Source organism: Mesorhizobium sp. M0698, assembly GCF_040320455.1.
In the GTDB taxonomy this organism is placed as follows: domain Bacteria; phylum Pseudomonadota; class Alphaproteobacteria; order Rhizobiales; family Rhizobiaceae; genus Mesorhizobium.
This window is the reverse complement of the sequence record NZ_JAMYPQ010000019.1, coordinates 65,657-92,168: the sequence shown is the minus strand read 5'-3', so window position 1 is coordinate 92,168 and position 26,512 is coordinate 65,657. Positions and strand designations below refer to the sequence as shown.

25 protein-coding genes are annotated in these 26,512 nt (G+C 63.0%); 9 read left to right on the top strand and 16 right to left on the bottom strand.

All coding sequences use genetic code 11. The features are described 5' to 3' along the window. Window position 1 precedes the first annotated feature (1 nt). Window positions 2-1,315: a homogentisate 1,2-dioxygenase gene (hmgA, locus tag NKI16_RS27740; protein ID WP_352624203.1), complete on the bottom strand. Its 1,314-nt coding sequence runs from the start codon at window positions 1,313-1,315 to the stop codon at window positions 2-4. 144 nt (window positions 1,316-1,459) lie between these two features. Between hmgA and NKI16_RS27735 the strand changes: the two genes are divergently transcribed. Then, window positions 1,460-1,897 carry a MarR family winged helix-turn-helix transcriptional regulator gene (locus tag NKI16_RS27735; RefSeq protein ID WP_352452268.1) on the top strand — a complete coding sequence of 146 codons (438 nt, stop codon included), beginning with the start codon at window positions 1,460-1,462 and terminating at the stop codon, window positions 1,895-1,897. A 30-nt stretch (window positions 1,898-1,927) separates the two neighbouring features. Here NKI16_RS27735 and NKI16_RS27730 read toward each other — a convergent pair whose 3' ends face one another. The 3 genes from NKI16_RS27730 to NKI16_RS27720 form a co-directional block, all read right to left on the bottom strand. After that, entirely contained in the window at window positions 1,928-2,551 is a 624-nt protein-coding gene (locus NKI16_RS27730) for a DUF4304 domain-containing protein (RefSeq protein WP_352593133.1), read from the bottom strand. Window positions 2,552-2,584: 33 nt separating this feature from the next. Further along, complete coding sequence (gene tdh, locus NKI16_RS27725) at window positions 2,585-3,619, bottom strand: L-threonine 3-dehydrogenase (protein WP_352452270.1); 1,035 nt, start codon at window positions 3,617-3,619, stop codon at window positions 2,585-2,587. A 97-nt stretch (window positions 3,620-3,716) separates the two neighbouring features. Then, window positions 3,717-4,904, bottom strand: a complete 1,188-nt coding sequence (locus NKI16_RS27720; RefSeq protein WP_352624201.1) for a glycine C-acetyltransferase — start codon at window positions 4,902-4,904, stop codon at window positions 3,717-3,719. A gap of 264 nt (window positions 4,905-5,168) precedes the next feature. Between NKI16_RS27720 and NKI16_RS27715 the strand changes: the two genes are divergently transcribed. Continuing rightward, window positions 5,169-7,241, top strand: a complete 2,073-nt coding sequence (locus NKI16_RS27715; protein WP_352624199.1) for a putative bifunctional diguanylate cyclase/phosphodiesterase — start codon at window positions 5,169-5,171, stop codon at window positions 7,239-7,241. 5 nt (window positions 7,242-7,246) lie between these two features. Here the strand turns inward: NKI16_RS27715 and NKI16_RS27710 are convergent, their stop codons facing one another. Both NKI16_RS27710 and NKI16_RS27705 read right to left on the bottom strand, forming a co-directional pair. Further along, entirely contained in the window at window positions 7,247-7,489 is a 243-nt protein-coding gene (locus NKI16_RS27710; protein WP_352578329.1) for a type II toxin-antitoxin system Phd/YefM family antitoxin, read from the bottom strand. Window positions 7,490-7,509: 20 nt separating this feature from the next. Next, on the bottom strand, window positions 7,510-7,938 hold the full coding sequence (locus tag NKI16_RS27705; protein ID WP_292656276.1) for a MarR family winged helix-turn-helix transcriptional regulator: 429 nt from the start codon (window positions 7,936-7,938) through the stop codon (window positions 7,510-7,512). Between the two features lie 117 nt (window positions 7,939-8,055). On the opposite strand from NKI16_RS27705, the gene NKI16_RS27700 reads away from it, so the two are divergent. Next, complete coding sequence (locus tag NKI16_RS27700) at window positions 8,056-8,463, top strand: hypothetical protein (protein ID WP_352624197.1); 408 nt, start codon at window positions 8,056-8,058, stop codon at window positions 8,461-8,463. 132 nt (window positions 8,464-8,595) lie between these two features. On the opposite strand, the gene NKI16_RS27695 is transcribed toward NKI16_RS27700, so the two are convergent. Next, window positions 8,596-10,641: an oxidoreductase gene (locus NKI16_RS27695; RefSeq protein WP_352645897.1), complete on the bottom strand. Its 2,046-nt coding sequence runs from the start codon at window positions 10,639-10,641 to the stop codon at window positions 8,596-8,598. 113 nt (window positions 10,642-10,754) lie between these two features. On the opposite strand from NKI16_RS27695, the gene queF reads away from it, so the two are divergent. After that, window positions 10,755-11,216, top strand: a complete 462-nt coding sequence (gene queF, locus NKI16_RS27690) for a preQ(1) synthase (protein ID WP_023674394.1) — start codon at window positions 10,755-10,757, stop codon at window positions 11,214-11,216. A 14-nt stretch (window positions 11,217-11,230) separates the two neighbouring features. On the opposite strand, the gene NKI16_RS27685 is transcribed toward queF, so the two are convergent. The 6 genes from NKI16_RS27685 to NKI16_RS27660 all read right to left on the bottom strand — a co-directional run bounded on the left by NKI16_RS27685 (window position 11,231) and on the right by NKI16_RS27660 (window position 17,711). After that, entirely contained in the window at window positions 11,231-12,103 is an 873-nt protein-coding gene (locus NKI16_RS27685; RefSeq protein ID WP_352593113.1) for an alpha/beta hydrolase, read from the bottom strand. Between the two features lie 23 nt (window positions 12,104-12,126). After that, complete coding sequence (locus NKI16_RS27680; protein ID WP_352783216.1) at window positions 12,127-13,311, bottom strand: mandelate racemase/muconate lactonizing enzyme family protein; 1,185 nt, start codon at window positions 13,309-13,311, stop codon at window positions 12,127-12,129. Window positions 13,312-13,322: 11 nt separating this feature from the next. Beyond that, window positions 13,323-13,841 (bottom strand): hypothetical protein, encoded by a 519-nt coding sequence (locus NKI16_RS27675; protein WP_352783217.1) that lies wholly within the window; start codon window positions 13,839-13,841, stop codon window positions 13,323-13,325. Window positions 13,842-13,884: 43 nt separating this feature from the next. Further along, window positions 13,885-14,364, bottom strand: a complete 480-nt coding sequence (locus NKI16_RS27670) for a DUF3828 domain-containing protein (RefSeq protein WP_352578322.1) — start codon at window positions 14,362-14,364, stop codon at window positions 13,885-13,887. A 105-nt stretch (window positions 14,365-14,469) separates the two neighbouring features. Next, a complete protein-coding gene (locus tag NKI16_RS27665; protein ID WP_352783219.1) occupies window positions 14,470-16,119 on the bottom strand; it encodes an ABC transporter substrate-binding protein in 1,650 nt (549 codons plus the stop codon). Window positions 16,120-16,160: 41 nt separating this feature from the next. Then, complete coding sequence (locus NKI16_RS27660; RefSeq protein ID WP_023674389.1) at window positions 16,161-17,711, bottom strand: trimethylamine methyltransferase family protein; 1,551 nt, start codon at window positions 17,709-17,711, stop codon at window positions 16,161-16,163. Between the two features lie 92 nt (window positions 17,712-17,803). Here NKI16_RS27660 and NKI16_RS27655 point away from each other — a divergent pair, with 92 nt between their 5' ends. Continuing rightward, window positions 17,804-18,706 (top strand): LysR substrate-binding domain-containing protein, encoded by a 903-nt coding sequence (locus NKI16_RS27655; RefSeq protein ID WP_352783221.1) that lies wholly within the window; start codon window positions 17,804-17,806, stop codon window positions 18,704-18,706. 17 nt (window positions 18,707-18,723) lie between these two features. Here NKI16_RS27655 and NKI16_RS27650 read toward each other — a convergent pair whose 3' ends face one another. Further along, the gene (locus tag NKI16_RS27650; RefSeq protein WP_352783224.1) at window positions 18,724-19,713 is read right to left on the bottom strand and encodes a zinc-dependent alcohol dehydrogenase family protein; all 990 of its coding nucleotides are present in this window, start codon (window positions 19,711-19,713) and stop codon (window positions 18,724-18,726) included. Between the two features lie 103 nt (window positions 19,714-19,816). Here NKI16_RS27650 and NKI16_RS27645 point away from each other — a divergent pair, with 103 nt between their 5' ends. Together NKI16_RS27645 and mutL are read left to right on the top strand one after the other, a co-directional pair. Further along, entirely contained in the window at window positions 19,817-20,719 is a 903-nt protein-coding gene (locus tag NKI16_RS27645) for a LysR family transcriptional regulator (protein ID WP_352783226.1), read from the top strand. Window positions 20,720-20,799: 80 nt separating this feature from the next. Beyond that, on the top strand, window positions 20,800-22,650 hold the full coding sequence (mutL, locus tag NKI16_RS27640) for a DNA mismatch repair endonuclease MutL (protein WP_352783228.1): 1,851 nt from the start codon (window positions 20,800-20,802) through the stop codon (window positions 22,648-22,650). Window positions 22,651-22,855: 205 nt separating this feature from the next. Here mutL and NKI16_RS27635 read toward each other — a convergent pair whose 3' ends face one another. Continuing rightward, on the bottom strand, window positions 22,856-23,749 hold the full coding sequence (locus NKI16_RS27635; protein ID WP_352755968.1) for a DMT family transporter: 894 nt from the start codon (window positions 23,747-23,749) through the stop codon (window positions 22,856-22,858). Between the two features lie 90 nt (window positions 23,750-23,839). Here NKI16_RS27635 and NKI16_RS27630 point away from each other — a divergent pair, with 90 nt between their 5' ends. Together NKI16_RS27630 and NKI16_RS27625 are read left to right on the top strand one after the other, a co-directional pair. Beyond that, a complete protein-coding gene (locus NKI16_RS27630) occupies window positions 23,840-24,766 on the top strand; it encodes a LysR family transcriptional regulator (protein ID WP_352593094.1) in 927 nt (308 codons plus the stop codon). Window positions 24,767-24,996: 230 nt separating this feature from the next. Further along, entirely contained in the window at window positions 24,997-25,230 is a 234-nt protein-coding gene (locus tag NKI16_RS27625) for a DUF2093 domain-containing protein (protein WP_031211156.1), read from the top strand. 252 nt (window positions 25,231-25,482) lie between these two features. Here the strand turns inward: NKI16_RS27625 and lpxK are convergent, their stop codons facing one another. After that, window positions 25,483-26,511 (bottom strand): tetraacyldisaccharide 4'-kinase, encoded by a 1,029-nt coding sequence (gene lpxK / locus NKI16_RS27620; RefSeq protein ID WP_352755967.1) that lies wholly within the window; start codon window positions 26,509-26,511, stop codon window positions 25,483-25,485. Window position 26,512 lies beyond the last annotated feature (1 nt).

The window sequence follows — 26,512 nt, the reverse complement described above, 5'->3', positions numbered from 1 at the left end:
CTCAAGACCAGTCGCCCTCTGGCGTGCCGTTGAAGCGCTTCTTCAGGCCGGCCCAGCAGTCGATGTAGTTGTCCTGCCGGGTTTCGAGCTCGGCGCCATAGCGGGTCACCATCTGCGGAAAGCGTGTTTCGAACATGAAGGCCATGGTGTTGTCGAGCTTGACCGGTTTCAGCTCCGCTCGCGAGGCTTTTTCGAAGCCAGACGCATCGGGTCCGTGAGCCAGCATCATGTTGTGCAGGCTGATGCCGCCGGGCACGAAGCCCTCTTCCTTGGCATCGTACTGACCATGTATGAGGCCCATGAACTCGCTCATGATGTTGCGGTGATACCAGGGCGGGCGGAACGTATCTTCGGCGACCAGCCAACGCGGCGGGAAGATGACGAAATCGATATTGGCGGTGCCTTCCTCGCCGCTCGGCGCGGTCAGCACGGTGAAGATCGACGGATCGGGATGGTCGAACAGGAGCGCGCCGACCGGCGAAAAGGTCGCAAGATCATATTTATAGGGCGAATAATTGCCGTGCCACGCCACCACATCCAGCGGCGAATGGTCGATCTCGGTGACATGGAACTGGCCACACCATTTCGCGATCAGCCGACAGGGCGTGTCCTTGTCCTCGAACCAGGCGCAGGGCGTCTTGAAATCGCGCGGATTGGCCAGGCAATTGGCGCCGATCGGGCCGCGATCCGGCAGCGTCAGCTTGGCGCCGTAATTCTCGCAGACATAGCCGCGCACTTGCGGATCCACCAGTTCGACCTTGAACACCAGGCCGCGCGGCAGCACGGCGATCTCGCCCGGCCTGAGTTCGATGACACCCATCTCGGTGACGAAGCGCAAGGCTCCAACCTGCGGCACGACCAGCAACTCGCCGTCGGCGTTGAAGAAATGATCGTCGGCCATCGAACGGTTGGCGACATAGACATGTGCCGCCATGCCGGTCTGGCCGAGCACGTCGCCGGCGGTGGTGATCGAGCGCATGCCGGCAATGAAATCGGTCGGCTCGGTCGGCATCGGAACTGGGCTCCAGCGATATTGGCCGAGCGCGAGCCGGTGGTCGCCGACGTTCGGCGCGCTTTTCCAAAGCGGATAATTCGCCGCTTTGAAGCGGCCGGTGTGCCTGACGCTCGGCCTTATCCGATAAAGCCAGGAGCGCTCATTGGTGCCGCGCGGCGCGGTGAAAGGAGAGCCGGAAAGCTGCTCGGCATAGAGGCCATAGGCCGGCCGTTGCGGCGAGTTCCGCCCTTGCGGCAGCGAGCCGGGCAGGGTTTCGGTTTCAAAGTCGTTGCCGAAGCCCGGCATGTAGGAAAAGGTCATGGAATCCTCCCGAATTCATAGTCCCGGAGCGTCCGAAGGGAAGCTCTGAGTTGACCAGACTGGTTTCATTTGTAACCATTGAAAATGTAACCATCAACGGTGATTTTCGGCATGAGCCGCCAGCCTGCTCAATCAAGACCAACCATCGAAATCCTCGAACTGGAATCCTTCCTGCCTTACCGGCTCTATCGGCTTGCCGATGCCGTCAGCCGCGAGTTTTCAAGGATATACAAGGACCGTCACGGACTGACCCGGCCCGAATGGCGCACACTGGCCGGGCTTGGACAGCACGGCACGATGACGGCGACGGCGCTCGGCGAGCAATCGGCCATGCACAAGACCAAGGTGTCGCGAGCGGTGGCCGAGCTTGAGCGGCGGCGCTGGCTGACCCGCACGCCAGACGAGAAAGACCGTCGCGTCGAGCATCTGACGCTGACCAAAGCGGGGCTTGCCGCCTATCGCGAAATGGTGCCGCTGGCGAAGGAGTTCGAGCGGGAGCTGCTGGAGAGGCTTGGTGCGGAAGAGCGGGCGGCGATTGTCAGTGGGGTAGCGGCGCTGGAGGCAAAACTCACCCTGGGTTGAAATCCTCCATAGGTTCGACCGTCGCAGAAATCAGATGGCTACCGCGGCAGGCAACGCTCCTAAACCGTAATAGGCGCGTTCGGCTTCAATGATGCCTTTGACATGGCTTCGAAATTCTACCGGATCATCGATGTAGGCCAGGAGCGCCTGTGCCTGCGAAGCTGCGTGTCTTCGAACGCTTTCAAACAGCCGCCTTGCCGTTTCAAAGTCACCAGCCAAGCCGGCCGCCACCCCGGCGTGGAAAGCTGCCCATTCGCCGTACGCACCAAGCTGCAATTCATTCACGAGGATCGCGGCTGTCGCCTGCACGGAAGGGAACATCGATCGATGAATCTGATCAATTTCGAGTACCTTCCTCGCCATTTGACCGACCAGGGGCACAAACTGTGCGGAGTTCTGGAACTCAACGAACCCGCCGACGCGTTCAGAACGATCGAAGGTCAGTGTTTGCGGAAGCGAACCCCAAAGCCAGTGGACAGCCACGTTCAGGTAAGTGCCTTTGGACCAAGAGCTGGGCTGAAATTCGACTACACTCAGCCAGAAGCCACGATCAGCGATCCAGACACGTGACTGCCCCTTTCGCCGAAATCCGGCCGGCTGCAGTACGGTCTTTGCTTCCAAAGCAATGATACGTCCGTGCTCGTTATCCGCCATCTCGGTCCCTACATGACAGCAATGGGCGTGGCGCTACCAATCCATCACCACCTTGCCGGAATTGCCGCTCTTCATCGCCTCGAAGCCGGAAATATAGTCGTCAATGCCGATGCGATGCGTGATCAGGCCGCTGACATCGAGCGGGCCTTGCACCAGCGCGATCATCTTGTACCAGGTCTCGAACATCTCGCGGCCGTAGATGCCTTTCAGATGCAGCATCTTGAAGATGACCTTGTTCCAGTCGATCTCGAAGCCGGTCGGCGCGATGCCGAGAATGGCAATCTTGCCGCCATTGTTCATGGTGTCGATCATGTCGCGGAAGGCCGGCGCGGCACCCGACATTTCGAGGCCGACGTCAAAGCCCTCGGTCATGCCGAGCGCCGGCATCACGTCGCGCAGCTTTTCCTTCGACGCATCGACGACATGCTGGACGCCGAGCTTTTTCGCCAGTGCCAGGCGCACCGGGTTGATGTCGGTGATGACCACTTTTCGCGCGCCGACGCACTGCGCCACCAGTGCGCCCATGATGCCGATCGGCCCAGCGCCGGTGACCAGCACGTCCTCGCCAACCAAGTCAAAGGACAATGCCGTGTGAACGGCATTGCCTAAGGGATCGAAGATTGCCGCGATCTCGTCCGGCACGTCGTCGGGGATCGGCACGACGTTGTGCTGCGGGATCGCCAGATACTCGCCGAAGGCGCCCGGCCGGTTGACGCCGACACCAAGCGTGTTGCGGCACAGATGCCCCCTGCCCGCCCGGCAGTTGCGGCAATGGCCGCAGACGATATGGCCTTCTCCGGAAACGCGCTGGCCGAGTTTGTACTCGGTCACCGCCGTGCCGAAATCGGCGACGGTTCCGACGAATTCGTGGCCGGTCACCATCGGCACCGGCACGGTCTTTTGCGCCCACTGGTCCCAATTGTAGATGTGCACGTCGGTGCCGCAGATTGCCGTCTTCCTGATCTTGATCAGCACGTCGTTCGGACCGATTTCCGGCACCGGCACTTCTTCCATCCAGATGCCCGGCTCGGCCTTGGCCTTGACCAGCGCCTTCATCATGTTCGACATTCTCTTGTCCCCTGAACCTTAGTCGCCTGAACCTTAGTCGCCTGAACCTCAGTCGCTTGAATCTCTTGATCCGGAATCGCTTTTCGGTTCCGGCCGTTCAGGAAATTACGCCGAGTTCGCGACCGACTGCCGCGAACGCCTCAACCGCGCGATCGATGTCTGCCCTGGAATGGGCGGCTGACATCTGCGTGCGGATGCGCGCCTGGCCCTTCGGCACCACCGGGAAGGAGAAGCCGATGACGTAGATGCCGCGCTTCAGCATCCGCGCCGCCATCTCCTGCGCCAGCGTCGCGTCGCCCAGCATCACCGGGACGATAGGATGGTCGGCGCCGGCCAGTGTAAAGCCGAGCCTGCCCATCTCGGAGCGAAACCGCGCTGCGTTGGCATATAGGCGCTGACGCAACGCATCGCCATTGCGGACCAGTTCGAACACCCGAATCGAGGCGCCGGCGATCGCCGGCATCAGCGTGTTGGAAAACAGATAGGGCCGCGAGCGCTGGCGCAGCCAGTCGACCACCTGCTTCCTGCCCGAAGTGTAGCCGCCCGACGCGCCGCCCAACGCCTTGCCAAGCGTGCCGGTGATGATGTCCACCCTGCCCTCGACGCCGCAATGTTCGGCCGAGCCGCGGCCATTCCTGCCGACGAAACCAACTGCATGGCTGTCGTCGACCATCACCATCGCATCGTATTTGTCGGCGAGGTCGCAGACGCCCTTCAGATTGGCGATGATGCCATCCATCGAGAACACGCCGTCGGTGGCGATCAGCCGGAACCGGCAGTCGCTCGCCTCTTTCAACCGCGCCTCCAGATCGGCGATGTCGTTGTTGGCGTAGCGGAAGCGCTTTGCCTTCGACAACCGCACGCCGTCGATGATCGAAGCGTGGTTCAACGCATCGGAGATGACCGCATCCTCCTCGCCGAGCAGCGTCTCGAACAGGCCGCCATTGGCGTCGAAGCAGGAGCCGTAGAGGATCGTATCCTCCATGCCGAGGAAGCCAGAAATCGTCGCCTCGAGCTGCTTGTGTTCTTCCTGCGTGCCGCAGATGAAGCGCACCGACGCCATGCCATAGCCGTAACGGTCAAGCGCCTGCTTGGCCGCTTCCCGCAGTTCGGCGCTGTCGGCGAGACCGAGATAATTATTGGCGCAGAAATTCAGCACCTTCTCGCCGCCGACCTCGATCTCGGCCGATTGGGTCGAGGTTATCACCCGTTCGGATTTGTAAAGGCCGGCCGATTTCAGTCCTTCAAGCTCGCTGTCGATGTGGGAAAGGAATGCTTCGGTCATGATCAGGCCCTGTTGAGATCGACGAGGACTGTCGCGCCGCGAGGGCGAAAAATCCATCGCAAAAACGACCGCTTCGGTGGCGGCAATGGCACGGCAAGGCAACGATGTTCAAATGCGGAGGTGCCGCGAAAGATTGCAATAACCACTTTGCGGGTTTCCCGCCGCGGCCGCCGCCGCCGGCCTGTTGCCGTCCCAAACCTGTTAACACTTTGGAGCCAAAGGTTATCGCACAAGAATTCGTTGGCGAGAGGGCCGCCTCAGAAAATGTCACAGCAGCCGGTGCACGCCGTTTCGGGCAGGCTCATACTCCTGATCAAATCCGGCTACTGGCTGGCTCTGCTGATCATCGCCGCCATGGTCGTGGCCTCCTTCATCCTGCTGCAACAGGTGATGTCTACCCAACGGCACAATCAGGCGCTGCTCGATATCGTCAGCACACAGAAAGCCCTGTCGCAGCGCATCGTCTTCCTCGCCGGCGCGACAGGCAGCGCCCAGCGCGATCAACAGCGCGCCCTGGTTACCGCGCTCAAGCAAGCGACGGTGGAGTTCGAGAAGAACTACGATCTGCTGCTCGAACGGACCGCCGCCGATCCGGCGTCGCCGGCAAGGTTCGATCCGAAATCGATCGAGAGCGTGCTTTTCGCCAAGCCGTACCATCTCGACTATTTCTCGGTCGGGCTTATCGCCAACGGCGAACGCCTGATCTCGTCATTCGAATCGCGGCTCAACATGGCCGGCAATGGTGGCTACAAAGGCGGAGAGGAGCGCGTCAACCTGAACGCTTCCGTTGCCAACGCAACATTGTCGGGCTATGCCGCACTTGGCCAGCGCATCAGCGCCTTTGCAGACCAGCGATCCGAAACACTTCTCGATCTTAACCGCACATTGTTCTACTCGACCATCGGCGTCATCGTGCTGGTGGCGCTTTTCATTTTCAGGCCAATGTCGAATGCCATCCTGCGCAGGACGCGCGAGCTGGTCGATGCGCGCAATTCCATGGCCTTTATCGCCGTGCATGACGGGCTGACCGGCCTGCACAACCGCACCTTCCTGACCGAGCATTTCGATACGCTGATCAATGCCGCGCAGCGACGGCGTGAACGGGTTGCCGTGGTGCAGTTCGATCTCGACCGGTTCAAGCAGATCAACGACACGTTCGGCCACGCCGCCGGCGATTATGTGCTGGTGGCGGCTGCGCAGCGCATGCGTGATTCGTGCCGTACGTCGGATCTCAACGTGCGGCTCGGCGGCGATGAATTCGTCATGATTCTCAACGGTGCCGGCAGCACCGAGGACATCGATACCGTCGCCCGGCGCATCCTGACCAAGCTCAACAAGCCGATCGTCTTTCGAGGCACGACAATCCATCCGGGCGTCAGTGCCGGGATTGCGGTCTACCCTGTCGACGCCGACAATGCGCAGGATCTGCTCGTCCATGCCGATCTGGCGCTGTATTCCGCCAAGAAGCAGGGTGGCGGCAGCTTGTCGTTCTTCTCCGAGGAGCTGAGGCACGAACTCGATTATCGCAAGCAGCTCGAGCTCGACATCAGGACCGCCATCTCGGAGAAGGCGTTCGAAGTCTATTTCCAGCCGCAGGTGTCGCTGTCGGACGGCGGCATCAGCGGCATCGAGGCTCTGGCTCGCTGGAGACATGCCGAGCGCGGCATGATCGCGCCGGGCGAGTTCATTCCGATCGCGGAAAAATGCGGTCTCATGCCCGAGATCGGCCGCATCGTCATCGCCAAGGCGATCGACGAAGCAGCCGAATGGAACCGCGCAGGCATCGCCTTCGGACGGATCGCCGTCAATGTATCCGGCTCGGAGCTGCGCGAGACAGATTTCGAAGTCTTCCTGTTCGACATGCTGGAGAGGGCTGGCCTGCCAGCGCACAAACTGTCGCTGGAGATCGTCGAATCCGTCATCCTCGACGACGAGAAGACCGGTATCGCGGCAAAGCTGCGGCACATTCGCGCCGCCGGCATCCATCTTGAGCTCGATGATTTCGGCACCGGCTACGCATCGCTCAGCCATGTCAATCCAAACGAGATCGATCGGCTGAAGATCGACCGCCGTTTCGTCCAGAACATCAACGAGAACAGCGGCAACACCAAGATCGTGCGTGCCCTCACAGAACTCGCCCGCGGTCTCGGCATCTCGATCGTTGCCGAGGGCGCTGAAACCGAAGCCGAGCTCGACTCGCTGATGGCGATCGGCTGCGACCAGGTGCAAGGCTATTCCATCGCTTTCCCGATGCCGCCGGACAGCGTGCGCGGATGGCTGGTGGCGCGAACGCCCAAGAAGGCCAGGCTGACGGTGCTGCAGGGCTGCCGGGCGTAGATCCGTCATGGTTCGGCCTTGCGAACCGACATGATCTGCCGAGGCGGAAGGTCATCCTCATCACCGGGAAATCCTGCCAGCAATTGTCCAAAGTTGGGCACACGCGCCAGTCTTTCGTAGTCCTGAAACGACAAAATGACCGCCTGCTTGCGGCCGTGCCGGGTGATGATGGCCGGTTCTCCCGCGACGACCTGATCGAGCAGCGCCGAGAGTGTAGCCCCGGCATCCTTCAGCGAAATTTCGCGCATGGCGTTTCCTATCCTAATTTCTAACCCTCGACATTGGCCCGCAGCGCAGCCAGCACGTGTGCAAACTCCGCCAGCCTGTCGTCGGACAATCCCTTCCGCAGCCGTTTGTCGAAGGCTAACGCGGCGGTGCGCAATTTCAGGAACAGCGCTTCTCCGGCTTGGGTCAGCTCCACCTGGTGAACCCGGCGGTTCTCGGGATCGCGGCGGCGCATCAGCAGGCCTTGCGTCTCCATGGCGTTGAGGTGGTGGGTCAGCGTTGCGCCCCGGATGCCGATCATGCCGGCGAGCTCGCGTTGGTTGGCCAGCTCCCGCGACTTGACCGACAGCAACGTGACCCAGACCGGCAGCGTGCCGCCTGCCTCGACCAAGGCAGCGTCGAAAGCCTGCGCAACCAGCTTGGCGGTGCGCGCGAGATTCATCCCGATCGGCGGGCGGTCAAAGGGCGTCATGATCCGACACTAGAACAAGGGCAAAGCCTATGGAACCGGCTCGAGCTTATGCGTTGACATCTAATCATTTGATATCTATCAATATGACTAGCGGTGGGCAAGAGAGGAAATGCGGTCATGCAATATGCCTACATCATCGTCCTCGGCCTTCACGTCATGGCGGGCGTGTTCTGGGCCGGCACCACCATCGCGGTCGCCCGCGAACCGGAGATCAGAGCGGAACGTTTCTTCCGGCCGCAAATGGGCGCAGCCGGCGTGGTTTTCCTCACGGGCTTGCTGCTGTGGTATTTCTTCCACAACGGCTCTTTCGGCTCGATGGAGAAGGTCTTGGCGCTGGGCATCTTGACGGCGTTAATCGCCGCCGGGGTTCAGGGCGCGCTGGTGGGTTCCGCCAGCAGGCAGTTGGCCGGCGCTGATGCGGCGAAGCAAACCCAATTGCGCGCCAAGATGACAAAAGGCGAACGCATCGCTGGCGGCCTGCTGGTCATCACCGTGTTCTGCATGGCCACCGCCAGGATGTTTTGAGCGTCCTGCCGCAATCGCAAGATCGTACGGTGCCCGGCGATAGCCGGCGGCGTGCGCGGCGCGCAGATCGGACCGACGTGCCTGGTGGCTCTCCGTACGGAGGTTCGGCTGCGCGCCACCAATCAATATTCCTCAGATCCGCAAGCCGAACCTGATGCCGTCATAGATGGCGGCGTGGATGTTGCGCGAGGCTACTGCATCGCCGATGCGGAAGAGCACGAAACCACTCTGCGGATTGCGCACCGGAAAGATGTCGCCGCCATTGACCAGTTTTTCGTAATCGATCGCGCCGGCGTTCTTCGACAGCGGCTTCAGCGCCAGGTAGAGATCGTCGAGCGGCAGCGTGCCGTGCTCGACCACCACCTGGTCGACCCGCCGCTCGCCGCGCCAGCCATCGGCGAAGTCGGAGGCGAGCTCGGCGATCAGCTGGTTGCCTTCGCGCCGCACCGAGCGCAGCCGTGTGTTGATGGTCACCGTGACCCCCTTTTCCTGGAAGGCGCGCATGTAGGGCACATGGTTCATGCCGCCCATTTCCGGGGCGAAGAAGCGCTCTGGTGAGACCAGCTCCAGCCTGGCGCCGCTATTGGCGATCAGTTCGGCGGCACCCATGCCCTGATGGCCGCCATTGTCGTCATAGAGCAGTACATTCTCGGCCGGCTTGATGCTGCCGGCCATGATATCCCAGCTCGAGGTGACGAGATCGTCGCCCGCCGTCAGAGGCGGGTTCTGCGGCAGCCCGCCGGTGGCGATCACCACCACGTCGGGCGACAGCGCCAGCACATCGTCCTTTTCCGCCCATTTGTCGTAACGGATCTCGACGCCGAGCCGGTCGAGCTCGGCCAGACGCCAATCGATGATGCCGATCAATTCCTTGCGGCGCGGGTTCTGCGTTGCCAGCCGCACCTGGCCGCCGGCCTGGCTCGATGCTTCCAGCACCGTCACCTGGTGCCCGCGCTCGGCGGCGACGCGCGCCGCCTCCAGCCCGCCGGCGCCGGCGCCGACGACGACCACCTTCCGCTTCGGTCCCTCGGTTTTCGGAATAATATGCGGGATATCAGCCTCGCGGCCCGTCGCCGCATTGTGGATGCACAGCGCCTCGCCGCCCTCATAGATGCGGTCGAGGCAATAGGTGGCGCCGACGCAAGGCCGGATCTCGTGCTCGCGGCCTTCCATGACCTTCCTGACGATGTGTGGGTCGGCGATGTGGGCGCGCGTCATGCCGACCATGTCGAGCTTGCCGGTGGCGATGGCGTGACGCGCGGTGGCGACGTCGGAAATCCGCGCCGCATGGAAGGTCGGGAATTTCGTCGCCGCCCTGATCTCGCCGGCAAAGTCGAGATGCGGCGACGAGCGCATGCCGGTCACCGGGATGACTTTTGTCAGCGCCGCATCGGTCTCGATCGAGCCACGGATGATGTTCAGGAAATCGACCTTGCCGGAGCCGGCCAGCCGCCTGGCGATTTCGACGCCCTCCTGTTTCGACAGACCTTTCTCGAAATCCTCGTCGGCGACCATGCGGATGCCGACGACGAACTTTTCGCCGACCGCGGCACGCACTGCGTCGAGCACCATTCCGGTGAAGCGCAGCCGGTTGTCGAGCGAGCCGCCGAAATCGTCGTCGCGCTGGTTGGTGGCCGGCGACCAGAAACCGTCCATCAGATGGCCGTAGGCTTCGAACTCGATGCCGTCGAGGCCGGCAGCCTGGCAGCGCTGCGCCGCCGCCGCATAGTCGGCGACGATGCGCTCGATATCCCAGTCCTCGATAGTCTTGGGAAAGGCACGATGGGCCGGTTCGCGCACCGGCGAAGCCGACAGGACGGGCAGCCAGTCGGCCTTGTTCCAACCGGTGCGGCGGCCGAGATGGGTGATCTGTATCATCACCTTGCAATCGTGCTCGTGGCAGGCATCGGTAAGCTCGGCGAGCCATGGCACGATGCGGTCGTCATAGACATGCAGATTGCCAAAAGCGGCCGGGCTGTCGCGCGAGACGATCGCCGAACCGGCGGTCATGGTCAGCGCCATGCCGCCCTTGGCCTTTTCGGCATGATAGAGCCGGTAGCGCTCTTTCGGCATGCCGTCCTCGGAATAGGCCGGCTCATGGCTGGTCGACATCACCCGGTTCTTCAGCGTCAGATGCTTGAGCTGATAGGGCTGGAGAAGCGGATCGTTGCTGGTCATCGTCTTCCTGCTGTTTCAAATTGTGCTAATGAGCGGCAAATTTTGTTTTTACGCATGTCGCCGTCCCAAATCCGCTGCACAGTTTTGGGCGACATGCAGCAAGGAACCTGCTCATGACCGATACGAAAAACCTCACCCAGCTCGGCACCAACGTCGAGGCGCCACAGAGCCCTGAAGCGGCAGTCCTGGAAACCGTGCCGTTTTCGCGCGGCGACGGCCCGCCGGCCATCGTTCGCTTCACCTGCCCGGAATTCACTTCGCTCTGCCCGGTCACCGGCCAGCCGGACTTCGCCCATATCGTCATCGACTACGCACCCGATGCGCTGCTGGTGGAATCGAAGTCGCTCAAGCTGTTCATGACCTCGTTTCGCAACCATGGCGCCTTCCACGAAGAATGCACGGTGATGATCGGCCGCCGCATCATCGCCGCGACCAAGCCATTGTGGTTGCGCATCGGCGGCTACTGGTATCCGCGCGGCGGCATTCCGATCGACGTGTTCTGGCAGACCGGCGCACCGCCGGAAGGTGTGTGGCTGCCCGACACAGGGGTTGCACCCTATCGCGGACGCGGCTAATCGGACGAAGCGGCTCACCTGATCCCGGTCCGGCACAGGTTAGTCTCCAGGAAAGGCATCACCGCGTCGCGGTACCGCTGTTGGTCATAGCGATAGAGATCAACATGCCGCGCGCCGTCGAACCAGACCAGCTTTGCGTCAGCGCCTGCCGCATCTTTCAACGCCAGTGTCTGGCTGCGAGCGACAAACGGATCCGAATTGCCACCTAGCAGCAATATCGGCCGATCAATCGCGCCGATGCGATCGACCGGCCTGACATCATCTACCCCGAAGTCAAGGCGGAGCTGCATCTGCGCCAAGAGGATGGTCGCCTGTACGTCGCGCAACATAGGCAAGGGCGCTCGCAACGCCGTGGTTTCCAGCAAAGTCGCGTAGAGCTGCTCCAGGACATAGGCATCGGCATGCTCCTGCTGAGCGCCAAATACAAAAGCAGCCGCACCGAGCGACGAGCCGATGGCCGCCACCTTGCGACCGGCGAAGCGTTGCCGCGCAAAGGCGAGGATGCGGCTGGCGTCCTGCCGTTCGATGTAACCAAAGCCTCTGATATCGCCGCCGCTTTCGCCATGTCCCGACAGATCGAACAGCACGATCGAGTAGCCGCTTTCGAAAAGCAGCTTCGCTCTTGGAACCATGGCCAGCTTGTTTGAACCGCGTCCGTGTAACAGCACGATTGTTCCGCAACTGTCCTGCCGATCCGCCACCCAACCGGCAAGATCGGGCGCGCCCTCTTGCTTCAGAACGATGCGCTCCACCTCTAACCCCACAGGCAGCGTGAAGCTTTGCTGAGGCACGCGGGCCACCGCGCGGCTTCCTGCCTCCCAGGTGACAGCGCAGGCCAGGACGCAAACCGCCGCGAATAAAGCAACCACGACAGGACCTCTTCTCATCGATCGGTCACGTGCACTTCGCATCAGTTGAGCGGCAGCCGCCGGTAACGGCCGGGACTGTTCGGATCGCTGAAATGGTGCATCGGCCCGTGTTCGGCGAAGTGTGCTGACCAGCGTTTCATTGCCGCCGGGGCGAGCTCGACACCCAGCCCGTCACCTTCCGGCACGCGCACCGTGTTGGCGATCTGTTTGAACGGGCCGTCCTTGATCACGTCGCCGATCTGCCAGCGAAACAGGGATTGCGACGCCTCGGTGATCCATGGCGTTGCCGCCACGACGTGCAGATAAGCCGATGTCATGATGCCGAGATCGTTCGAATAGCACCAGAACCCCTTGCCCATCGCCTCACAGGCGGCGATGAATTTCAGAGTTTTCGACAATCCGCCGAGTGCTGCGAAATTGCAGACGAAGTAATCCGGCGCACCGAGCGCGACTGCCCGTCTGAGATCCGGGATGTGCGTCGAGAACGGAATGCGCGAATGCTGGCGCAGCGCAGCCATCTCCTCGAAGGTCGCGACCGGATCCTCGTAGTTGCGGATGTTGAACGGCTCGATCTCGCGCAGCACCCAGCGCGCTGTGGTCAGCGACCACTGCATGTTGGAATCGAGTTTGATCTGCGCTTTATCGCCAAGCGCCTCGCGCAGCATGCGCACTGTCCTGATCTCGAGCTCGGGATCGCCCATGATCAGCTTGCCCTCGAAGATCGTCGAGCCGTGCTGTTCTCGCATGCCGAGACAGTAGTCGACGATCGCTTCGGCGGTCATCTCGCCGCCGGCTCCGCCTTGAGCGGGGCGAAAGGCGAAATATTCCGAAAACGGAATGTCCTTGCGCACCGCGCCGCCGAGCAGCTTGTAGAGCGGCATGCCGAAGACCTTGCCTCTTATATCCCACAGCGCCAGTTCGACGGCGCCGAACGCCACCGTGGCTGCATTCTCGCCGGTGTTGGCGGTAATCTGCCAGGGCGGCACGCAGCGCGTCTCGCAGTCGGCGATGTCGAGCGGATCGGCGCCAATCAGCGCCGGCGCGATCTCGGCCTTGATCACCTCGCCGAAATGCCACCATGGCGCCTCGCCCAGTCCGACCACGCCTTCGTCCGTCTCGACCTCGATGATCGATTTCGAGGCGCCGCCGTAGAGACCAGCCGTCCACCAGAACGGAGCATCGAGCGGGACGTTGACGTGGGTGACGCGGATGTTGGTGATCTTCATCGGTTCCGTTCTCACTCGCACTGGTATTGGCTGAGCGCCCATTCGCCGGTCACCGAGAGAAGGTCGGATATCTTCCAGTCGCCGTCGATCTTTTTGAACTTCCATTCCAGCCGGTGCGGATTGCCGGCGACGACGAAGGCGACGACGACCTTGGCCTCGTCGCCCTTGACCGCTTCGATGGTCTTCAGGCTCTTGTCGATCTCCGCCTTGTCGTATTCGGAATTGTCGAGCGCCATGTTGGGATCGAGGCACTCGCCCTGCCCCGACTTCCGCAGCGCGTCGCTCTTGTCCAGCACCGACTTTGCCGGGTCGGTGAAATGGCCCCGCTGAGCCGGATCGACCTCGAGCCCGGCATGCTCGTAGAACGGCTTCACTACCGCCGTCGGCGAGCCCGGCTGCACGGGTGCGGCCGGCGCGTTTTCTGCCGGCGGCAACACTGCCGGCGGAGGTGCCGCACTGTCGGCCGGCGCGTTTGCGGGCGGCGCGCCGAACAGGCCCTGAGCGGCGGCGCTGCTCAATCCGGCCAGCATGCACGCAGTCGCCAAAATCCAGGGACGGCAGCGAAGCACGGCGTCACTCCGGAGGCTGCCCGGCCAGGCATTCGAGCGCACTCAGCGTCCAGCCGCTGGTCTTCGAGGTAATGTCGGCGACCTTCCACTGGCCGTCGATCTTCTTCAACGACCAGACCATTTCGCGTTTGGAATCATCGCCTTCCGGAAAAAGGTTGAACGTCGCCGTCACCTCGGCGCTGTCGCCATCCAGCGTTTCGGCCAACGTCAGCGTCTTGGCCACGGTCTTCTCGTCATAGTCCTGCGCATCGAGACCAGGGGCGAAGTCGATGCAGGGAACTTCATCCGGATGGTTCTTTGCCGCATTGTCGTTCAGTTCGAACAGTTTCGTTACCGGCGCGGTGAAGCGGTCGCGATATTGCGCATCGGCCTCGAATTTGACCGACGGGACATAAAAGAACTTCACGGCGTTGGCAGCAGGGCCGGCAAACGCGGCCGCCGGCACGGCCATCGAAAGCGCGGCAACAAAAAGTGGCAGTTTCATGGGTGTCCCCGATTGTTCACTGACGGAAGCTATCAGTACCACGCATCTTGCCCGTCGGCTTTCTTGCGGTCCATGAAATCCTGCAACGCGTCCTCTGCTGGCAACTCAGGCGTTCAGCCAGACATCCTGGAGATCCATCTCGAAGGTTTGGTGGACACCGTAGTTCTTCACCTTCTCGTTCATGTGGCTGAACAGCTTCTGCCAAAACGGCTGAATGATGACGCCCGAATCCTGCAGGATCTGCTCGATGTCCTTCATGACCTCGCGGCGCTTTTCCACGTCGATGAGCGAAAGAGCCTGCTTGAGCTTGGCGTCGAAATCAGGGTTCGAGTAGCCGGTTTCGTTCCAGGCCTCGCCGGTGCGATAGCCGAGCGCCAACACCTGTACGCCAAGCGGGCGCATGTACCAGATGGTCATCGAATAGGGGTATTTCGTCCAGTCGTTCCAGAAGGTCGACCCCGGCAGCACGGTGCGCTTCACTTTGATCCCGGCATCGCGCAACTGGCCGGCAATAGCGTCGCCGGTGTTCTTTTGCCAATCGTCCTCGACGGTGATCAGTTCATGCTCGAAGTCGTCCTGCCCGGCATCGGCCATAAGCTTCTTGGCGCCCGCGGCGTCGCGTGTCTTCTTGGGCAGCGCGTAGTATTCCGGATGAATCGGGCTGACGTGGTGGTTTTCACCAACGGTGCCTCGCCCGGCGTAGCCAAGTTCGAGCACCGCTTTGTTGTCGACGGCCATCTGGAGGGCGTTGCGAACCCGCTTGTCGTCATAGGGCTTGTTCGTGATGTTGGTCCGGGCGACGAGCGTGGTCGCTGTCGCGACCTCCGATTTGACCAGCCCCATCTTGTCGAGAATCTCTATGAAGTCGGCCGGCGTCTCGAAGTTGAGGTCGATTTCGCCGGAGTCGAATGCATTTATCGAGGCGTTGAAATCGGTTCCGTAGTCGATGAATTCGACGCCGTCGAGAAGCGCTTCACCGCCCCACCATTTGCCATTCTCACGACGCTTGACGACCGCTTTCTGGCCGACCGCATAAGACACCAGTTCGAACGGCCCGGTGCCAATCGGCTTCTCGATCGGATTGGCGCCGTCGGCGTCGAAGTTGCGATGGACCACCAGCGCCGGATAATCGGTGAAGTTCGGGATCAGCGAGATGTCCGGCTCGTTCAGCTTCAGCTTCACCGTGTTGTCGTCGACCTTGGTGATCGCCCCTTCCCTGGCCTTGCCGGTCTTTGCATCGATCAGCGCACCGACGCGCGCGGCCATCGAATTGCCGGCGGCCGCCTTCTCGCACCAGCGCGTCAGATTGTAGACCACATCATCAGCGTTGAAAGCATCGCCGTTGTTCCAGGCGATGCCCTTGCGCACATGCAGCACGTATTCGGTGGCGTCGTCGTTGACCTCCCAGCTTTCGAGCAGAACCGGCTCGAATGTGAACTGGCGGGTGTAGCGGACAAGCGGCTCGAGCCAGCAGCGTGAAATGTTCGCAAGTTCCACCCAGTCGTAGGTGCGCGTGTCCTTTTGCGCCTTCACCGACATCGAAACGTGCAGCGTTCCGCCTTTCTTCGGCTCTTCAGCCAAAGCCCGCTCCGGCACGGCAAGTCCAATCATGCCGTAGGCAAGGGCCGTCGATGCGCCGAAAGCGCTTGCCAGGGCCAGAAACTCCCGCCGGTCGACGCGACCGGCGCGCGCCTCGCTGGCCATTGCTTCGATGGCGCTCGGTACGCGATCGCCGTTGCTTCTGAAGAGTGTCATTTTTTCCTCCCTTATGGTTCGCATCGGGTCTTCGCCCCTGATCAACTAACGCTGTCCGGCAGTTTCTCCTCGCGCCGCGCAATCAAATCTTTGAGACCATCGGCGATGCCCTCATCGAGCTTCGGCTCCTCATAATCGGCGAGCATGTTGCGCGCTTTCTCGCGGCCGCGGGTGTCGTGGTCCTTTGCTCCTTCCGCCTTCCACTGTTCGAACGAATTGAAGTCCATGATGCTCGGTATGAAGAAGGCGGACTCGAAATGTTCAAGCGTGTGCTGGGTGCCGAGGAAATGGCCCTGCGGTCCGACCTCGCGGATAGCCGCCATAGCCTCCTTGAAATCGTCGAATGGCAGCCCGCCAGCATATTTGTACCAGCCGACAAGCTGCTCGCAGTCGGTGGCAAATTTCGAATAGCCGCAGGTCAGGCCGGCCTCGAGCCAACCGGCAGAGTGCCAGATGTAGTTGGCGCCGGCAAGGATGGCGGCATGCATCAGCATGTTCGCCTCGTAGCCCGCCTGGGCGTCGTTCAGCTTCGAGCCGACATGGAAACCGGACGTGCGCCACGGCAGACGATACTTCCGCGCCAGCGCGCCCATGAGATACATCATCTGGGCCGCCTCCGGCGTGCCGCCCATGGGAGCGCCGGTCTTCATGTCGACCGTCACCATGAACTGTCCGTAGATCTGCGGCGAACCCGGACGCAGGAGCTGTGTGAACGCGACGCCCGCCAGCGCTTCGGCATTGACCTGCGCGACCGCACCGACGGCAGAGGCCGAAGTCGAGGCGCCGCAAAGGGCGAAGGGGGCGAGGATCAGCGGCTGGTTGTGGCGCGCATAGACTTTCATCGCGTCCAGCATGGTGGCGTCCCACACCAGCGGCGAATTGCAGTTGGTGATCGACACCAGGACCGGGTTGTCGCGGACATAGTCCTCGCCGAACACGATGCCTGCCATCGCCATCGTGTCTTCGGCTCGATCCCTGGAGGTCACGATGCCCATGAACGGCTTGTCGGAGTGCTTCAGCGCCGAATGGATGATGTGGAGGTGACGTTTCGGCACCGCGATTTCCATCGGCTCGCAGATGATCGAGCTCGACGAATGCAGCGCCGGCGCCATGTAGGCGAGCTTGTGGAAATTGTTGAGGTCGGCGAGTGTGCCGTAGCGCCTGTTGTTGTCGAGGTCGCGCACGTAAGGCGCCCCGTACATCGGCACGAAGATGGAGTTGTTTCCACCCACACGTACGGAACGCTGGGGATTCCTCGCATTGAGCGTGAACTCCGACGGGACCTTCGAGATGAGCTCCATCAGCAGGGCGCGGTCGATCCGGACCCTTGTCTCCGAGACATCGGCGCCCGCCGCCTTCCACATTGCGATCGCCTCGTCGTCGCGGAACTCGCATCCCACTTCTTCGAGGATGGAGAGCGACTCCTGGTGGATCAGCTCAACCGCCTCGTCCGGAACCATCTGATAGACGGGAATCTGGCGGACCAGGGTTGGAAACGACGCTATGGGTGCGCCCCGCAGCGCCTTGCGCCCCAGGCGGCCACCGCTGCGGCGGTTGGTGTGTTCGCTCACTTCAACGGCCGGTGCGTTCATGAAGGCTCCATATTCCTGTTGGTGACCAATCTAGCCAGACAAAATGCGGCTGTGACGCTGGAAAATCCTGATCTCTTGTATAAGCTCAGCTTATGCGAAGCTTGCGCCACCTGCTGCCGTCGGCCGGCAGCCTGATCGTTTTCGAGGCCGCCGGGCGGCTGTCGAGCTTTACCGCCGCCGGGCGCGAGCTCGGCATGACGCAGGCTGCCGTCTCCTATGCGATCCGTGGGCTCGAAGAGCAGCTCGGCGCCAAACTCTTCCAGCGCCGCCACCGGCAAGTCAGCCTGACCGAGGCCGGCGACCGCTTCCATGCCGACGTCTCGCTCGGCCTGTCGCACATTCGCAAGTCGGCGGAGGATCTGCGCCAGATCGCCGTCGGCGCGCATGTGACACTCGCCGCCTCGACCGCCTTCGCCTCGTTCTGGATGATGCCGCGCCTGCAGCAGTTTCGCGACGAATTGCCGGGCATCGACCTGCGCATCCAGACCGCCGACCGCGATCTCGACATCATCGCCGAAGACATCCCGCTCGGCGTCCGCGGCGGCGAGCCCAGGGAATGGCCGGATTATCATTCGCTGCCGCTGGCCGATGAGGTGATATTCCCCGTTGCCGGCGTTAGCTATGTGGCACGGTTCGGGCTGCCGGAGCGTGTCGCGGACCTTCAATCGCACCGCCTTATTCATCTCGAAGAGCCGTTTCGCGAGGCCGCAAGCTGGGACGAATGGTTCGCCTCGGCCGGTGTCGAGATCGCCGATGCCGGACGCGGCTTGCGCATCAACGACTATGCGCTGGTGATCCAGGCCGTCATGGAAGGGCAAGGTATCGCGCTCGGCTGGGGTCACCTCGCCGAGCGGCTGCTGGCATCAGGGCTGCTGGTCCGCGTCACCGGCCACACGATGACGACCGGCAAGGGCTTTCATGTCATCTGGTCGAGGAACCGCGAGCTCAGCGACAACGCCCGCAAGGTGCGGGACTGGTTGGCGGCGCAGGCGTGAGGCCGATAAATGCCCAGTCAAACGGTCACGACGATCTTGCCGAATTGCTCGTTCGATTCGAGATAGCGGTGCGCCTCGACGATCTGGTCGAACGGAAAGGTCCTGGCGATTACCGGCTTCAGCGAACCCGAGCTCAGTCCGTCGAGGATGAATGTCTTGGCGGCCTGCAGCCGGGCCGGATTGCTAGTGATTTCGTGGACGAGATAGCCGCGCAGCGTCAGTGTCTTGGCCAGCACCGCAGGTAGCGGAAAGGGTGTCGGGTCGAGGCTCAAGCCGCCATATTCGATGAGAATGCCACCCGGTGCCATCGCTGCCGTCAGAGGCTTGAAAATCGGGCCGCCGACGGCATCGAACACCACGCGCACGCCGTCCGGGCCGGCGATTCGCTTCAGCCTGGCTTCCAGGTCCTCCTCTGCCGAGGCGATGACGTGGGCGGCGCCGAACTCAAGCAAAGCCCGCTTCTTGGCAGATGTCCGTGTGACCGCGATCGGGGTCGCGCCAACCATGTTGGCGATCTGGATCGCGGCCAGTCCGACGCTGCTCGAGGCTGCGGTAATGACAACAAAGTCCTCGCTTTGGAGGTCGGCAATGTCGATCAGCGCACCGTAGGCGGTGAGATATTGCATCCACGCTGCGGCGGCTTCTTCCCAACTCAGCGATGGTGGATGCTTGACGACGAGCTCGGCGGGGTATGTGGCAATCTCACCATAGGCAGGCCAGCGGGCCATCGATAATGGCGGAACGATGCTGACGGCATCGCCAGGCGCAAACCCGTCCACGCCTTCGCCGACCATCTCGACAATACCCGCCGCCTCGAGCCCAAGACCGGAAGGCAACGGCGCGGCCTGGATGTAGGTCCCCGAACGCAGCAGCGCCTCGGCGCGGTTTATACCCAACGCCTTGACGCGGATCTGAATCTCACCGCTCGCGGGCGCAGGCGCGTCAACATTCTCGATGCGCAGGACCTCGGGACCACCGAGCTCATGAAAGCGAACGACACGTGCCATCGGTCGCAACTCCAAAATATTTGAACTGAATCAGCTATGCCAGCGCTCATCAGGCGGATAAATAGCCGCTTGAGTAGATCAGCAGAAACTGCAGGTTTTGAATATGGATCGCCTTACGAGCATGGCCGTGTTCGTCAAAGCCGTCGACCTGGGCTCGTTCGCAGCCGCGGCGGCGGCTCTCGATCTGTCCGGGCCGATGGTCGGCAAGCATGTCCGGTTTCTCGAGGAGCGCCTGAGCGTGCGCCTCATCAACCGGACCACGCGTCGCCAAAGCCTGACCGATTTCGGGCGCGCCTATTATGAACGCTGCCGGCTGGTGCTTGCCGAAGCGGAGGCCGCGGATGCACTCGCCGCCGACCAGCTTGCCGAACCGCGCGGAAAGCTGCGTGTGCTCATGCCGGTGCATTTCGGCCGGCGCTGCGTTGCCCCGATCCTGTTCGGGCTTGCGCAGCAATATCCGGCGCTGGAACTTGACCTATCGTTCAGCGATGCCATCGCCGATCTGGCAGAGGATGGCTGCGACCTTGCCATCCGAACGGGCGATCTGGAGGACCAGACCGGGGTGATGGCGCGTCGCATCGCGCGCCAGCACATGGTCGTCTGCGCGTCCCCGCCCTATCTCGACCGGCACGGCCAGCCGCAGGAAATAGATGACCTCGGCAGCCATCACGCGATCATCTACCGCCGTTCCGGGCGTGCCGTTCAGCCGTGGCTGTTTCCACGCGATGGCCACCCCGCGATTGAGGTCAGGCCGGTCAGCAGATTGCGGCTCGACGACCTCGATGCCATCGCCGATGCCGCGGCGGCCGGCATGGGGCTAGCGTGGCTGCCATACTGGATGGTTCGCCAGCGCATCCAGGCGGGCGCACTTGTCCCGCTGTTGCCGGAACAATCCCGGTTTCTCTACGACGTTCATGCCCTGTGGTTGCAGACGCCTCATCTGCCGATGAAAGTCCGCCTTGCCGTCGATGCACTGTCGGCAGCGCTGCCCAAGCTCATGAGTTGAAGTGCACGGCCGCGGTCGGCTGCGTGGATTTCCTCAATTCCGCCCTCCCGCATCGACCGCGAATCCGCCTATAGTGCCCCATGCCGATCCGCCAGCTTTCCGAAACGATGATCAACCAGATCGCCGCCGGCGAAGTCATCGAGCGTCCGGCAAGCGTGGTCAAGGAACTGGTCGAGAACGCGCTGGATGCAGGCGCTACCAGAGTCGAGATCGTCACCGCCGGCGGCGGGCTGAACCTGATCCGCGTCAGCGACGACGGCTCGGGCATTCCGGAAAAGGAACTGGCGCTGGCGATTGCGCGCCATTGCACCTCCAAGCTCGCCGACAACATTCACGACATCCGCTCGCTCGGCTTTCGCGGCGAGGCCTTGCCGTCGATCGGCTCGGTGGCGCGGCTATCGATCCGCTCGCGCACCGCGTCCAGTGAAAACGCCGCCGAGATCGGCATCGACGGCGGCCGCGTCTCCGCGGTCAGGCCGGCGGCGGCCAATCGCGGCACCACGGTCGAGGTGCGCGACCTGTTCTTCGCCACGCCGGCGCGGCTCAAGTTCATGAAGGGCGAGCGCGCCGAAAGCTCGGCCATCGGCGACGTGGTCAAGCGCATCGCCATCGCCTTCCCCGCCGTGCGCTTCACCCTGGCCGGCCCGGACCGCTCGACGCTGGAGCTGCCGGCGACCGACGACGGCCCGGAAGGCCGGCTGCGCCGGGTGGCACAGGTGATGGGCGCCGACTTTCCGGACAATGCGATCGCCATCGACGCGATGCGGGACGGCGTGCATCTCGCCGGCCATGTCTCGGTCCCCTCCTTCACCCGCGCCAACGCGCTGCAGCAATACGCCTATGTCAACGGCCGCCCGGTGCGTGACAAATTGATCGCCGGCGCCATTCGCGGCGCCTTCGCCGACGTGCTGCCGCGCGACCGCCATGCCGTCACCGTGCTGTTCCTGACGCTCGATCCGGCGATCGTCGACGTCAACGTCCATCCGGCCAAGGCAGACGTGCGCTTCCGCGACCCGGGGCTGGTGCGCGGGCTGATCGTCGGCGCTATCCGCGAAGCGCTGGCCGATGCCGGCATCCGCGCCGCCACCACCGGGGCCGCCGGCATGATGGCGGCGTTCCGGCCAGGCGCCGCATCCTATGCGCATGGTGGCCCGGCCAACGGTCACCGCAGCTACGAGGCCGCCTATCGGGCATCGGGCTTTTCCGGGTTCGATCCTGCCCGTTCGCCGCAGCGGCCGCTCGATATGGGCGACGGGTTCGGCGAGGACGAGCAGGCGGCCTTCGACGCGGGGCCGCTGCACAGCGCCGATGCGCGCGCCGGGCAAAACGAAGCGGCGGAAACGCTGCTCGGCACGGCGCTGGGCGCGGCGCGCGCGCAAGTGCACGAGAATTATATCGTCGCCCAGACCAGGGATTCGCTTGTCATCGTCGACCAGCATGCGGCGCATGAGCGGCTGGTCTACGAGGCCTTGAAGAACGCCCTCCACTCACGCGCGGTGCCGTCGCAGATGCTGCTGTTGCCCGAGATTGTCGATCTGTCGGAAGAGGATGCCGAGCGGCTTGCCAGGCATTCCGAGACGCTGGCCCGCTTCGGCCTCGGCATCGAGCGCTTCGGCCCCGGTGCGGTGGCCGTGCGCGAGACGCCGTCGATGCTCGGCGAGACCAACGTCCAGCAGCTGGTGTGCGATCTCGCCGACGAGATCGCCGACAACGACACGGTCGACACGCTGAAGGAGCGGCTGGACAAAATAGCCGCGACCATGGCCTGCCACGGCTCGGTACGTTCCGGCCGCCTGCTCAAACCGGAAGAGATGAACGCGCTGCTGCGGCAGATGGAGGCGACGCCCGGTTCCGGCACCTGCAACCACGGCCGCCCGACCTATATCGAGCTCAAGCTCGCGGATATTGAGAGGCTGTTTGGGCGGCGATAAGAAACTCGCAGGGCGCAGCCCCCACCCGGACCTTCGGTCCGACCTCCCCACAAGGGGGAGGTAGGGAGCCTACCCGCCGACGCCTCGCGAGGAGCTTACCCTCCCCCTTGTGGGGAAGGTCGCTGCGAAGCAGCGGGGTGGGGGTACGAAAAGAGCCGCTGTACAGCGGCTCTTTTCGAGTCAGGCACAGCCCCAAACCCTTTGCTCATCTCTTCAAATTCACCACGATGACGCCGCCCAGCGCCAGCGCGCCGCCGAAGATGCCGAGCAGCGTCGGCACCTCGCCCAGCCAGAAGAAGCCGATCAGCGTCGCCACCGGCGAAACCAGGTAGAGGAAATTGGAAGCGCGCGCCGCGGGCAGCCGGGAAAGCGCTGTTGCCCATGCGGCATAGGCGATGAGGCTGGGCACGATGCCGAGAAAGATGACGGCACCGAGCCCGGCGGCATCGGCGACCGCCGCCTGCGCCAGACCGCTCGGCAGGAACGGCGACAGGCAGAGCGCGCCAAGCACCATGTTCGAGGCCGAGATGGTCAGCGGGTGGTGGCGACCAAACAGCGGCTTCTGGACGATGGTGTTGACGGCCGAGCACAGCGCCGAGCCGAGGACAAGCAGCGCACCGCTGTTGAAATGCAGCCCTTGCCCCTCGCCCATGGCGATGATCCCGATACCGGCGAAGGACAGGAATGTGCCGGCCCAGGCCAGGCCCGAGAAGCGTTCGCCGAGCAGCGCCATGGCCATGATGGCGGTGAAGATCGGGCTGACATTGATGATGAAGCCGGCCGCACCGGCCGAAACGGTCAGCTCGCCGAAATTGAGCATCACCGTGTAGAGCGCGACGAAGACGGCACCACCGAAGACAAAGCGCCAGAGTTCATCGAGCCTGGGCAGTGCCGGCCGCTTGACCGCGAGGAAGATCGCCGCCGGAACCGCGGCGATGGCAAAACGCAGCGCGCCAAGTTCCAGCGGCCCGAAAGCGGCAAGGCCGGCGCGGATCGCCGGAAAGGCGGAGGCCCAGCCGACCACCGTCAGCGCCACCGCGATGGCAGCCGTGGCATCCATGCGCTGTGTCGTATTCAACGTGCCGGTGTAAGCGCTCATCTGGGTGTCCTCGCGATCCAATGCCATGAAGTAGAGAAACGCTATTGCGGGTCGGTTGACAAACGAACAAATCGAGGATCACCTGTGACTATGGATCACAGCTTAGACCCGATGCTGCCGCTCGAAACGCTGCGCGCCTTCGACGCCGCGGCTCGGACTGGCAGCTTTTCGGCGGCGGCCGAGAAGCTCAACATCACCCATGGCGCCGTCAGCCGGCAGATCGCCAAGCTCGAGGGCTGGCTTGGGCTGAAAGTCTTCGATCGCGGCGCGCGCGGCGTCTCGCTGACCGTCGAAGGCAATCGCCTGCATCTGCGCACCACCGAAGCCTTTGCCCTGATCGCCAGCAATTCGGACCGTTGGGTCGAGCCGCGCGGCACGGCGGTGGTGCGGCTGACCTCGATCCCTTCGGTCAGCGGGCTGTGGCTGATGCCGCGCATGGCGGCGCTGGAGAACCACCCGTCCAAGCTGCGTATAGTGCTCGACGTCGACATCCGCCAGGGCGATCTTGCCGACGAGGGCATCGACCTGTCGATCCGCTGCGGGCGCGGCCGCATTCCGGGCCGGATCTCGGTACAGCTTTTCGAAGAATATGTGTTCCCTGTCGCCTCGCCGGAATTGGCCAGGCAGATCGGTCGCGGAGATCCCGCCCGACTGCTCGAATTTCCGGTGATCAATGATTCCGACGCTTCGGCCTGGCGCGCCTGGTTTGCGGCGCAGGAGACGGACTATCGGCCGCGGCCGCACGACCGCCGTTTCGAGGACTACAACCTCGTGCTCGACGCCGCCGCGCACGGGCTCGGTATTGCGCTGGCACGTCCGCCGTTGACGGTGGACCAATTGAAATCGGGCCGCATCGTCGCCGTAGACGAGCGCAGTGCGCTAAGCCCGATATCTTACTGGCTCGACCGGCCGCTGGGGCGCCCGCGCGCCGCCGCCGCCGAACTCGCCCGGCGCATCGCCGTCCAGGCCGGGCTGCCAGCGGAGAAGATCGAAGAGTTTATCATCGCCGAAGAATGAGATGCCTAAGGCGCGTTGCGTTCGACCGGCCTCATGCGACGCGCTTCAGGTTCTTGTGTTTATGCATGTCGCGCAAAACCGCTGCACACTTTTGCGCGACATGCATTGGCATCCGGTTTGCCGGCTTGTTCGAGCAAGTGCCACCAGAAACAGAACCAGGCAAGGCCAACCGAGCTTGACCTCGCCGCAATTTGTGGCGATGACATCGTCATGAATTTCGGCACCACCCCATGATGAACCGTTTCGAAGGACCCGGCGGCAAGGAAGCCCGCATCCGCTATCTCGACGGCGACTTCCAGGTGACCAGCCCCGGCGCCTTCGTGCGCTGCGCGGTGACCGGCGAGAGCATCCCGCTCGACGAGCTTAAATACTGGAGTGTCGCCAGGCAGGAACCCTATGTGAACGCCGCCGCCTCGCTGCGCCGCGAGATCGAAGCGCATCCGGAACTGCGCCGCCGACGCTAGTCCAGCGCAAATGGAAGTCGCCCCGTTGCGATCCTGCGCCCTCTGCCGCGGCGTCAGGCCGGCAACACCGAAACCTTAGAGGCAATCTTGAAATAAAAAACCCGCCTCAGGCTCGAGGGCGGGTCACTGGCGAATCATCACCATACCCAAATTACTAGCATAGCTGCCGGCACAAAGCAAGAACAAAATACGTTCGACCGGCGGAAAGCTGCAAATTCCAGTCCCGCATTGCCTCGGTGCTCAAGCTTCTGGTCAGCCTTTAAGCCGGCGCTGCCGCCAGGCATCCAGCGTCTCGTCGATGATGCGTTGCGGCACATGGTCGAGTTCGAAGACGGTGTCGATCTCCAGCACATCGAGCCGGTCGAGGAATTCCGGCGGTGCCGCGCCGTGACGCAGGCGGGCAGCGTCCTTGGCGGTGGTAATGAGGCCAAGCCCGGCTTTACGTGCCGTCGCCGCCAATTCGGCAAGCTCGTCCGCACTGTAGAAATGATGGTCAGGAAACGGTCGGGTCAGCGCAAGCTCGCCGCCGGCCTCGATTACGGTGTCGAAAAACCTGTCGGGATGGCCAATGCCGGCGAACGCCAGGAAACGCCTGCCGGCCAGCGTCACCTTGCTGCTCGGGGCAGTGTGCGCCTCGAAGATCGGCCTGCCGGCGCGCGCTGTCTGGCGCACGACCGTGTCGGCCGCGGTGCCCTCGCCCATCTTCAGCAAGGCGCTGGTGAAGACCAGTTGGTCGACGATGTTTGCCCGCAGAGGCCCGCCGGGGATGACGCGGCCATTGCCGATGCCATGGCGCGCATCGACAACGACCAGCGCATAGTCGATGTGGATGCGCGCGCTCTGAAAACCGTCATCCATGATCAAGAAATCGCAGCCGAGCTTCTCCAGCAGAAGCCTGGCGCCCGCGGCCCGGTTCGGCGTCACCGCGACCGGCGCGTGTTCGGCCAGAAGCAGCGGCTCGTCGCCGACATGCTTGGCGGCGTCGTGGTGCGGATCGACGATATGCGGCTGCGCGAAGGAGCCGCCATGGCCGCGCGACAGGAAACCCGGATTGAGCTGCATGCGCCTGGCCTGCTCGGCCAGCGCGATCGCCACCGGCGTCTTGCCGGTGCCGCCGACGGTGAAGTTGCCGACGCAAAGCACCGGCGCCTCAACCTTTTCGCGCGGCGCGTGCCGCATGCGGCGACCGGCGACAAGCGCATAGACGGCGGAGAGCGGCGACAGCGCCGTGACCCGCCAATCGGGCTCCTCCCACCAGAAGGGCGGCGCTTCCGAGGTCACG